The organism is [Clostridium] fimetarium (assembly GCF_900111235.1).
GTDB lineage: Bacteria > Bacillota > Clostridia > Lachnospirales > Lachnospiraceae > Clostridium_N > Clostridium_N fimetarium.
Window position 1 is genome coordinate 387,304 of the sequence record NZ_FOJI01000003.1, and the last position, 11,656, is coordinate 398,959.

Here is an 11,656-nt window from a genome sequence, read left to right on the forward strand (position 1 = left end):
TGTACTGTTCACCATACATGATATTTTGATAATTTACCACTGTTTCTATGCATATATTATATGTATTTCATGATATCTTATGTTTTAATCTTAAATACACGTGATTTCAAACGAAATTCTTCTATACATAAATACGATATCCGTTACATTGCAAATCTTTCAAAATGAATATTTTCTTTTGCCACGCCTAGACTTCTCAAGTTGCTTATCTGACTTTCAATCATAACAGGTGGTCCGCATATATAAAAATCATACTCTCTAATATCATCAATATACTTTTTAATGATATCTCCATTAATATAGCCGGTTTCTCCATCAAATGAGCTGTCATTTGAAAGAACAGGTACAAATTTAAAATTCTTCATTTGCAAACTATAATCTTTGATTTCATTATTACAGATTATATCGCGACTTTCTCTTAATCCCCAGAATAGCACTACATCCTGATCCACATTTTCGAGTGAAAGATGTCTTAACATACCCAAAAATGGGGTAATTCCGATTCCACCAGCCAAAAAGCAAAGCTTTCTATTTTCCTTGTTTTTTAAATATGAAAATGTTCCATACGCGCCATCTATATAGGCTGTATCCCCAACTTTAACCTTATCTAATCGCTCTGTAAAATCACCAAGCTTTTTCGCTGTAATTGACAGATACTCCTGTAATGGTGAGGATGAAATTGTAAATGGATGTTCATCCCAAGGGATTTCTGCATTATTAATTCTTAAATACAAAAATTGACCTGGTAAATAGGAAAATGACTTTCCTGACTTATGTTTGAATTTTAAGGTAACAATATTGTCTGATTCATTGATAACCTCTGTTACTGTATACTTCTTATTCTTATTAAAGAACCCATCATATATTTTATGTTTTAGATACATAAACAGTGGAACCGCAAAATATATCACTAACACAGACTCTAATAAAAGATTTGATTTTACAGAATAAGACATTAAAATGTGCACCAAAAGTACGCATAGCGCAATCAGCACCGCATTATGGACAAGTACTTTATACTGATGCTGGATTCTAAGTGTTTTATTCAGAAAGCCACGAATACTGTCCGTAAATTTTGTTTTAAAGAATAGTTTATTTACCATCATTAGAATGCTCAACACACTAATTCCCAAAAATATATTAAACGCAAGATCCCCTAACGTTGTTTTAAATGATTCTTGATAATAATTTTCTTTTATTTGTTTATGTAAAAACGAAAGCACTAAGCCTGCAACCGCAATGTACATATGAAATCTATAGATTTTATCCATACCAAACTGCTTGTCAATTATCTTAGGCCTTGATGCTAGTAAAAATTGGAATGCAAACAGAACGTATGCTGTAATCCCAAAAACGCCCGATAATATGAAAGGAAAGCTTGAACCCAGATGATCTGATATATAAATAAATGCTGGAAAAAACACTGCCAAACAATAGAAAATAACCCATAAAACCTTTTTAAAATTCATACTTATCCCCATTTCCGCGTATCTTTTTACAAGATACAACCCAAAAAATTATTTTTCACTATATTTATTGTAAACTAATAATAATGAAATTTTATTCAATTATATTGACATTAATAATAATTAAATCTACAATAAACCATACTACAAACAATACCTATTAAAATTTATTAGTTAAATCAAATGAATGGGTTTTTATTTCCATTGAATGATATTATATTTTAATCAAATAACATTTTCTATCAAACTTTATTATATGGAGGACTTATGAAAAAAATAATTTGTGTTGTATCATGTTTTATACTATTTTCAGCTTCAATACTATTGGTGAGCTGTGGAACAAGTTCAACTTCCACTGGCACGAATGCTGCTGCCGCAACCGGTAAGACATTTACCTTGGATGAATTAAAGACATATAACGGACAAAATGGAAATCCAGCATATGTTGCAATTAGCGGAGTTGTTTACGACGTTACAAATGCAAACCAATGGAGCAATGGAAAGCATCAAACGGTAACTGCCGGAACCGATTTAACAAGTGCTCTTGCAAGTTCTCCACACGGTTCAAAAGTTTTAGCAAATTTACCTGTAGTTGGATCATTACAATAATTTTTAATATAACCCTATAAAGAAAACTTTATAGGGTTAATTTTTTTCTTATTTATCATTTTGATCATTTGGGAGAAATAATTTTAATTTCTCAATTCGCTTTTCTTTTACAGATACCAATTCGAATACTAGTTTACCTAAAATCACCTTTCTTTTATCGCTTTCAATAGGAATTGTTCCAATGATATCAATTAGAAGTCCAGATATTGTATCATAGTTTTCAGACTCAATCTCTAAATCAAATTTACTATTAATTTCATCTATTGTAACCAATCCATCAATCAAATAAGTATACTCATCTAGTTTAACTATCTGTGGACCGTTTTTATCATACTCATCTTCGATTTCTCCCATAATCTCTTCAACCAAATCTTCGATTGATACAACGCCTGAGAATTCTCCATATTCATTGATTAAGATGGCAAAATATTTCTTTTGATGTTGCATCTCTTTGAATAATTCATCAATATTTTTACTCTCTGGTACAAGATATGGTTTATGCAAAATCGAACGGATATCTACATTCTCAAATCCTATTTTTTTTGCTATTCTAAAGAAATCTTTGATATATAAAACACCGATAATATTATCGATTTTTCCTTCATATACGGGAATCCTAGAGTAAGTTACATTACATAATTCCTCTATAAATGTATCTTTTGATTCCTCAATATCAATTGCAAATACATTAATTCTTGGTGTCATAATCTCTCTTGCAAGTTTATCATCAAATTCAAAAATAGAATTAATCATCTCCTGCTCAATTTTATTGAATACACCTTGCTCTTTTCCTTGTTCGACGAGAGATTTTATCTCTTCTATCGATATCTCTTCTTCGAGATTTTCTGACTTCATCCCTAATAGTTTTAACGTTAAATTTGTAGAAAAAGTTAACAGCTTTATAAATGGAGAAGCCACTCTAGATACAAATATAACTGGCTTTATACATGCCAAACTAAAAACCTCTGCTTTTTGAAGCGCAATCCTTTTTGGCACAAGTTCTCCAAATACCAATGTAAAATATGATAATATTATTGTAACAAGCACTAATGCGATCTGCTCTGCATAAGGTACATTCAAAGAACTAAGTGTACTTGAAAATTGCTCAGAAATACCAGTCGCTGCTGTAGCACTCGCAAAAAATCCTGAAAGTGTAATGGCTACTTGAATTGTAGACAAAAACTTAGTTGGTTCCTCCACTAGTTGAAGTATTAATTTTGCTCTTACGTCGCCTTTGTCAGCCAACATACTTATCTTGTTTTTATTCACCGAAACCGTTGCCATCTCTGCTCCAGCAAAAAAAGCATTTACCAACGTCAAAGTAACAAGTATTAAAATTTGAATAATTATATCCCCGCCAGGGTCTGAATCCATGATTCCATTCCTCCAAAAATTTATTTTTTATGATTATACATTCATCTTAAATCATACTCTACTTTTTCATATTTTTCAAGTTTTCGAGTGCTATTGTTTGATTTTCAATTATTTATTATTAGAATTTGTATTACGATCTTATTATTTCATCCGTTACAGTTAATAAAACTACCCTAAAATGAACCGACCCCCAAAAGTTAGACCAAAAAATCTAACGATTGAGAGGTCGGTTTTTTATGGCAAAATATAGTTTTGAATTCAAGAAACAAATTGCACAAGAATATTTATCTGGAAAAGGAGGGTATAGTTTTTTAGCCCAAAAATATGCTGTTGGTAATAAGGATAAAAAAATGGTTTGTAAATGGGTTAAGGCATACAAGGAATTTGGGGATGAAGGATTAATGCGTTCTAGAAAAAAAGAAACTTACACTTTTGAATTTAAGCTTCATGTGGTAGAGTTATATATATCAACAGAGGTCTCTTATCAGGAGTTGGCGTTATCTGTAGGAATCAATAATCCTCCACTCATTGCAAAGTGGGTAAATGATTTTCGAATTGCTGGACCTGATGCATTAAGACCTAAAAAGAAAGGTCGGAAGAAATTATTGGGCTTAACAGATAAAGAGAAAAATATACCATCAGCTTTAGATTCCACAGCAATAGATACAAATGTTGAATATGTAAAGCAATTAGAAGATGAACTTTTAAAACTTCGAATAGAGAATGCGTATTTAAAAGAATTGAGGAGGTTGCGTTTAGAGGACGAAGCACGTCTGAGAGAACAGCAAGAGTCATCCACAGCCTCCGAAGAGACTTCAAACTAAAAGATATTCTCTCATTTACAGGGTTTCCAAAAGCTACATACATGTATTGGCAGAAGCGATTTGATAGAGAAGATCCAGATGTTGAACTTGAAAATAATTATAGAGATTCGTAAAGAAAACAAAGATTTTGGATACCGTAGAATATATGGAGAACTCAGAAAAAGAGGGATGGTTATTAACAAGAAGAAAGTCCAAAGAATTATTCAAAAGCTTGGACTTCAAGTAACCTCCTTTACAAGAAAGAGTAGAAAATATAGTTCTTACAAAGGCAGAATTGGACGAATTGCTCCAAATAGAATACATCGTCGCTTTCATACTAGTATTCCACACCAAAAAATAACAACGGATACAACAGAATTCAAGTATTATGAAGTAGATGATAAAGGTCGTATGAATATCAAAAAACTATACTTGGATCCGTTTATGGATATGTTTAATGCAGAAATACTAAGCTATGGTATAGATAAGCACCCGTCAGCATTAAGTGTAATGAATGCGTTAGATGAAGCAATAACAATCACATCTGATTGTGTTTACAGGAGAACATTTCATTCTGATCGTGGTTGGGCTTATCAAATGAACGCATATAGCAGCGCTTTAAAAACCAACAAAATCTATCAAAGTATGTCCCGAAAAGGGAATTGCTATGATAACTCGGTAATGGAAAATTTCTTTGGAATAATGAAACAAGAAATGTATTATGGTTGTGTTTATTATAGTTATGAAGAATTGAAGGACGCAATAGAAAAATATATAGATTATTATAATAATCAAAGAATTAAGCAGAAACTATCTTGGATGAGTCCCGTTGAATACAGGCTCAGTCAAGTAGCATAAAAATAGCGAAGCAGTAAAATACTACTTCGCTATAAAGTCTAACTTATTGGGGTCACATCAAAAGAGTGGTTTTATTAACTATATATTCTATAAATTATTAATTAGTTGCGGTACTAAGTGCCGCCGCTACTGCCTGAATAATACCCTTACTACTGTAGGTTGCACCTGAAACGGTATCAACACTTGCTGTTTGATTACTTACTATGTTTTTTGATATCGTAGAAAATGCACGGTTATAATATTGTTGATCATCCTTATAGGAAACGGTTGTAACACTAGTGATTTTCCCACCTGCCACGACCACTGAAACTTTTGTTGCTCCTGTTCCTCCCTTAAAGCCTGTTCCTGAGCCTGTATAAGTCCCATCTTTATATTGCCCTGTAGCTACCGCTGCTGTTGTTGGCGCTGTTGTTGCTGCTGTCGCTGCTGTTGTCGCTGTTGTCGCTGTTGTCGCTGCTGTTGTTCCCGTGGCAGCTGATGTTGTTCCTGCTGTTGTAGTTCCTGTTCCCGTAGCTGTAGTTGCTGAATCAGTAGCTGTAGTTGCTGCATCTGTATTCTGCGCAAGCATAGCAGAAGAAGTTGCTTGCGTTGACGCAGTCAATGCTGCTTTTGCCTGACTTAGTGCATTTTCTACGGCAGCCATAATACCCTTACTACTATAAGTTGCACCGGAGACAGAATCAACCGTTGTTGACTGGCTGCTTACTATTTTTTTTGTTACTGTTGAAAATGCACGATCATAATATTGTTTGTCATCACGATATGAAACGGTGGTTATTTTAGTAATTTTATCATTTTCAATTGTTACAGAAACTTTTGTTGTACCCCTAAATCCAGTACCTGATCCTTCATATGTACCATCCTGATAAATCTGATTTACAACAGTCGTCTGACTTTGCTCTGCAGCACTTACATTACTTCCAGATAAACCCATTGCAGAATATGTAGTATAATAAGTTCCTGTCATAACTGCGACTGCAACCGCACTTACAATCAGTGGCTGTACATCCTTTTTTGCGACCGTATATGATACATTATGTCTTGGACAAACACTGATACACTTCATACAATTAATACACTCTGCACTGTTCACTACCTCCATTTCATATAATGGAATACCCATCAAACAATTATTTGTACAGATTCTACATTTACCACATTTGTCAGTCGGTTTTTTTATTTTTCCTATCCTGAGTTTAGATGTTATGGCAAAAACTGCACCCATCGGGCACAGATACCGGCAGAAGAACCGTTCTACAAACACTGACGCAATTATAATTAAAATGAAAAATATAAATGCAATTAGTAAATTTGAAATCACAAAATTCAAATCTGGAACAGTTCCGACTATTGCAGTCATCCCAAATACATCCCATGGACTTAAGCTATTGAATATAGTCATGTTTAGACTCCAAGCAAATACGACTAATACTGCAAGCAATGCATATTTCACATATTTTAAAACTGCATTCATTTTCTGATTCACTTTAAATTTCCTTTTAAATAGCTTTCCTGATATGAGGTATATAAAATCTGTAAATGAACCAAATCCACACATCCAACCGCAGAAAAATCGGCCTAATATTATTGTAAGAGGAATAAGTGCTATTAATTCAACCATCTGTGGAAGCAGCGCCGAACTAAATGTCTGGCCCACAATTGCTAGATAAATCTGCTTTACACCATTTAATGCCTGTATAAATAATGCCGGTATAAAGATAAAGAATGTTATTTGTACTAATAATCTTATTAACTGCGTGACTGATATTTTTTTATTTCCTATTTTCATATGATTTTCTCCAGTTATATCTATTGTCGTTTCTATTGTTGTTTCTATTGTCGTTTCTATTGTTGTTTCTATTGTTGTTTCTATTGTTGTTTCTATTGTTGTTTCTATATTTCTCTATTATCTGTAACGTTCTATAGCACTTCAAAGTTACCTACTAATCCATTTGAAACCATAATTGATAAATCTTTCGTAACAAAAACAGTTTCAACCTCCAATTGTTTTAAAAGTTCAATGCTATTTTGAGGTCCGAGTATAAAAATTGCTGTTGTAATAGCGTCTGCATCCGTAGATGAGCTGCCAATTGCAGTTGCACTAAGTAGTTCACTTTGTGCTGGATTTCCTGTTCTAGGGTCCAGAATATGATGGTACCTTACGCCATCTTTTATGAAAAACCTCTCATTGCTTCCTGATGTAACAATAGTTTTATTAGTTGCAGAAAGAACACCTAGATATTCTCCTGTTGGGGATAGTGGATTCTGTATTCCAACTCTCCATTCTTGACCAGGCAGTTTTGTTCCAATTGTCACAACATTGCCGCCCAAATTTATCAATGCACTTTCAATTCCATTTTCTATGAGAATTCGCTTAACTTCATCTGCTGCATAGCCTTTTGCGATTCCGCCTAGATCTATGGATTGACCAGTTTTTTTCAATGCTACACTACATTTTTTCTCATCTAATACGATATCCTTATAATTAACAAGTTTTAGAGTTTCCTGTATTTCAATATCGGAAGGGATATAATCCTCTTTTTCGTTTATTCCCCATAGTTTAATCATAGGTCGCATCGTAATATCAAATGCACCATTCGTTAATGCGCCAAATTCAACCGCTTTTTTTATCAGATTAAAAGTTTCTCTATGAACCTCTTGTGGCCCAAATCCTGCATTCCTACTAATCTTAGAAATGTCACTATCATATTTAAAGGCTGACATTCTGTCATCTATTTCGTAGACTCTTTGAATTGCCTTATCTATTATTTCAAGATTTCCACACTGATTTAGCATAATGGTATTCACTGTCCCAAGTGCAAAAAAAGTTTTATCTATTGTCTTTTGTTCGTTTATTTTATGCTTTTTCATGGTTTTCTCCATTCCTGTGGCTTGCTCTTTTATGCTTGCTCTTTTATGCTTGCTCTTATCTGCTATATGAATGTTATTCGCATTATTTAGTGGCACTAAAAGTAAGGAAATTGTTTTACTGTAAAGTCATATTAACATACACTTGTGAAAACCAATTGAATTCCAAATGAATAATATATGTACAAAATAGCATATTTTTAGTGTTAAAAATACATACTATCGAAGGTATATAAAATAAAATATTAGCGAGGTCAATGATGTTTACAGATCAAAAACTAACAAAAGCTTTCAATAATGCAAAAGTAGAATACTTTGATAATAGCTCCAAATATATATTTTTTAGTGATTGTCATAGAGGCGATGACAGTGTATCCGATGAATTTACACGAAATCAAAGTGTACTGCTGTGCGCACTTGACTACTATTATAATAATGGATATGTATATGTTGAGGTTGGGGATGGTGACGAACTTTGGGAATATACAAGATTTAAATATATCAGAATCGCACACTGCGATATTTTTTCATCGGTCAAGAAATTTTTCGATGCAAATCGATTGATTATGCTGTATGGAAACCATAATATCTTTTTAAAAAATAAAAATTATGTGAGAAATAGTTATTACCAATATTATGATGAATACGATCAAGATTATCATAGCCTTTTTCCAGGACTTATTCCCCTCGAGGCTCTGGTTTTGAGAAACAAAGATACAAAGCAGAATATACTTGTTGTTCATGGACACCAGGGTGATTTTATGAATGACCAATTTTGGCGTGTCAATATGCTACTACTTCGCTATTTTTGGCGCTTTATGCATGTCGTTGGTTTCCAAAATCCTTCTAGCCCTGCTAGAAATCTATTTAAAAGAACCAGAATCGAAAAAAACTATAAAAAATGGATTCAAAAACACAGAATGATGCTCATTTGTGGTCATACACATCGTCAAAAGTTCCCTAAAAAAAGGGAACTCCCATATTTTAATACCGGTTGCTGCACTCATACGAGGGGCATCACCGGTATTGAAATTTTAGATGGAAAAATCATGATGGTAGATTGGAGAATCAAATCAGATAGTGATGGTACTCTGCAGATAAAAAGAACAATTATGAGAGGTCCCGAACCTCTTGAAAAATATATTTTAAAGTAGCTCTTAACACATTTTTTTAAAAGCATTTTTTAGATATCAAGCAATTTTTCATCTAACAATGCTGTATTCTTATCATATGCTTCACGAACTGCTTTAGCCAATTGGTCTGCACAGGATGTAGGCCTTCTTCCGCAGGTAATTCCTAAGCATTTTTCTTCAATCTTGTCTACTGTCCAACCGTCTATTAACATCGGTATCGTTTTTAAATTTCCATTACATCCGCCTGCAAATTCAATATTTGTAATAATATCATCTTCTATATTAAGCTTGATTTGTGTTGAACATGTATTTTCTGTTTTATAAATATATTCCATATTATATAAGCTCCTTTACTTTTTCCACTATTAAATTTATGTCATCCGTTGGTTCAAATCGATCAATGACATTTCCATCTCTATCAATTAGAAATTTAGTGAAATTCCATTTGATATCTGGTTCATTTTTAAAATCAGGATTTATTCTACTGAGCATACTTTCAAGCATTGGTGTAATTGGGTGATCAATGTCAAATCCTTTGAAATCCTTTTGCTTTACAAGATATTTATAAAGGGGTGCGGCATTTTCTCCATTAACCTCAATCTTTGAAAAGATGGGGAATGTTATACCATACTTCGAATCGCAAAAGCTTACAATTTCTTGATCCGTTCCTTGTGCTTGATTTCCAAATTGATTACATGGAAAATCTAAAATTGCAAGATTCTCCTCACCGAATTTTTCATACATATCCTGTAATTCATCATATTGAGGTGTAAATCCACATGCAGTTGCAGAATTGATAATTAGAATGACCTTTCCTCGGTATTGTGCTAATGATATTACCTCATCTTTTTGTCCCATTACATCAAAATCATATATACTCATTTTTATTTCTCCTATTTTCGTTTATCTATTTTCGTTTATCTATTTTCGTTTATCTATTTTCGTTTATCTATTTTCGTTTATCTATTTTCACATTCAATCATGTTGTTCTATAATAAATCAGCAACTTTTGCATCTATTTTTTCTGCAGGTGTTGTTGGTGCAAATCTCTCTACAACATTTCCATTCCTATCAACTAAAAATTTTGTAAAATTCCATTTTATATTTTGTCCTAAAATACCTTTTTGCTGAGACTTCAAAAATCCAAATATAGGTTCCTCTTTTTTTCCATTTACATCGACTTTAGCAAACATTGAAAACGTAACCCCATATCTCGATTGACAAAAACTTTGGATCTCCTCCTCAGTACCTGGCGCTTGATTGGCAAATTGATTACATGGAAAATCTAAAATCTCAAATCCCTGTTCCATATATTTTTCATATAAATCCTGTAATCCATCATACTGCGGAGTAAATCCACATCCAGTCGCTGTATTAATAATTAATAATACTTTACCTTCATAATCTTTTAAACTTACAGTGTTTCCATTTGAATCTTTTACCTCATAATCGTAAATTGACATAATAATTACCTCCTGCTGTTTTGGTTGTGTGCCATTAAATTGTATACAATCTATTGTATTTTGTCAAGCATTTCTTTTTCACATAAATATTCTAAATTCTACAAAACGATATACTTGCTTTTACACATTGATATTCTTACTCCTACTCATAGCTACACTTTAATTCTTACTTCTACTCATTAATCTTGCTTTACGCCACAGCAAACATAATAAACACAACAAAAATAAGGATAAGTCCGCTTAATTAAAAGCAACCTTATCCTTATACTTTGAAATATTGATTATGTTATAAAATAAAATTTACTTATAGTGCCGCATTTCCTCGTTCACCAGAACGAATGCGAATGCAGTCAATTACTTCTGTAACAAATATCTTTCCATCGCCCACTTCACCAGTTTGCGAATTTTGAACAATAATACTAATAATTTCTTCCAATCTGTCATCTGGAACCACTATTTTAAATTCAACTTTAGGTAATGTATTCATAATTATTTCAGTACCACGGTGATATTCAGTCCATCCATATTGATTCCCACATCCAAAAACCTGGTTAATTGTAATACCATTAATCTTAGCTTTCAATAACGCATCTTTCAATATTTCAATCTGCTCCGGCCGAACAATAGCCTCAATCTTCTTCATAATTACCCTCCACTCTTATATCATTATTTTATCTTTCATCTATCTTTATCTTTATCTTCTATCTTCTATCTTCTATCTTCATCTTCTATCTTCTATCTTCTAACGCCCCAAAAATGAGTATCAAGTGAATATGAATTCATAATGATCCATTTTGCGCAGACCGGCTGAAAGCAGCGTTAATGTTATGTCAAGACTCAGATAAAAAATGAGCGTAAGCGAGTCTTTTTATCATCTCTGAGGCTTGTAAAGAACATGCTGCTTGAAGGAAAGGCAAGCACAATGAATCATTATGAATTCATATTCACGCCCATACAATTAATCTTCTAACGCCCTAAAAATGAAACCAAGTGAATATGAATTCATAATGATCCATTTTGCGCAGACCGTCTGAAAGCAGCGTTAATGTTATGTCAAGACTCAGATAAAAAATGAGCGTAAG

Annotated in this window: 10 protein-coding genes and 1 pseudogene; 3 read left to right on the plus strand and 8 right to left on the minus strand. The window is 32.9% G+C overall.

What is annotated here, in order from left to right; all coding sequences use genetic code 11:
• Positions 1-143: 143 nt before the first annotated feature.
• On the minus strand, positions 144-1,469 hold the full coding sequence (locus tag BMY18_RS06120; RefSeq protein WP_170841319.1) for a ferredoxin reductase family protein: 1,326 nt from the start codon (positions 1,467-1,469) through the stop codon (positions 144-146).
• A gap of 264 nt (positions 1,470-1,733) precedes the next feature.
• Here BMY18_RS06120 and BMY18_RS06125 point away from each other — a divergent pair, with 264 nt between their 5' ends.
• Positions 1,734-2,075 (plus strand): cytochrome b5 domain-containing protein, encoded by a 342-nt coding sequence (locus BMY18_RS06125; protein WP_092451622.1) that lies wholly within the window; start codon positions 1,734-1,736, stop codon positions 2,073-2,075.
• 48 nt (positions 2,076-2,123) lie between these two features.
• Here the strand turns inward: BMY18_RS06125 and BMY18_RS06130 are convergent, their stop codons facing one another.
• Complete coding sequence (locus BMY18_RS06130; protein ID WP_092451624.1) at positions 2,124-3,449, minus strand: hemolysin family protein; 1,326 nt, start codon at positions 3,447-3,449, stop codon at positions 2,124-2,126.
• Between the two features lie 236 nt (positions 3,450-3,685).
• Between BMY18_RS06130 and BMY18_RS06135 the strand changes: the two are divergent.
• Positions 3,686-5,110 (plus strand): annotated as a pseudogene (locus BMY18_RS06135) (IS3 family transposase).
• A 97-nt stretch (positions 5,111-5,207) separates the two neighbouring features.
• On the opposite strand, the gene BMY18_RS06140 reads toward BMY18_RS06135, so the two are convergent.
• Together BMY18_RS06140 and BMY18_RS06145 are read right to left on the minus strand one after the other, a co-directional pair.
• Positions 5,208-6,899, minus strand: coding sequence for an FMN-binding protein (locus BMY18_RS06140; RefSeq protein WP_092451626.1), 1,692 nt, complete (start codon positions 6,897-6,899; stop codon positions 5,208-5,210).
• Between the two features lie 131 nt (positions 6,900-7,030).
• The gene (locus BMY18_RS06145; protein ID WP_170841320.1) at positions 7,031-7,981 is read right to left on the minus strand and encodes an FAD:protein FMN transferase; all 951 of its coding nucleotides are present in this window, start codon (positions 7,979-7,981) and stop codon (positions 7,031-7,033) included.
• A gap of 254 nt (positions 7,982-8,235) precedes the next feature.
• Here BMY18_RS06145 and BMY18_RS06150 point away from each other — a divergent pair, with 254 nt between their 5' ends.
• A complete protein-coding gene (locus tag BMY18_RS06150) occupies positions 8,236-9,132 on the plus strand; it encodes a hypothetical protein (RefSeq protein WP_330385949.1) in 897 nt (298 codons plus the stop codon).
• Between the two features lie 29 nt (positions 9,133-9,161).
• Here BMY18_RS06150 and BMY18_RS06155 read toward each other — a convergent pair whose 3' ends face one another.
• The 4 genes from BMY18_RS06155 to BMY18_RS06170 form a co-directional block, all read right to left on the minus strand.
• A complete protein-coding gene (locus BMY18_RS06155; RefSeq protein ID WP_092451632.1) occupies positions 9,162-9,446 on the minus strand; it encodes a TIGR03905 family TSCPD domain-containing protein in 285 nt (94 codons plus the stop codon).
• 1 nt (position 9,447) lies between these two features.
• Positions 9,448-9,993: a glutathione peroxidase gene (locus BMY18_RS06160; protein WP_092451634.1), complete on the minus strand. Its 546-nt coding sequence runs from the start codon at positions 9,991-9,993 to the stop codon at positions 9,448-9,450.
• A 107-nt stretch (positions 9,994-10,100) separates the two neighbouring features.
• Positions 10,101-10,574: a glutathione peroxidase gene (locus BMY18_RS06165; RefSeq protein ID WP_092451636.1), complete on the minus strand. Its 474-nt coding sequence runs from the start codon at positions 10,572-10,574 to the stop codon at positions 10,101-10,103.
• A gap of 304 nt (positions 10,575-10,878) precedes the next feature.
• Complete coding sequence (locus tag BMY18_RS06170; RefSeq protein ID WP_092451638.1) at positions 10,879-11,217, minus strand: P-II family nitrogen regulator; 339 nt, start codon at positions 11,215-11,217, stop codon at positions 10,879-10,881.
• Positions 11,218-11,656: the final 439 nt, after the last annotated feature.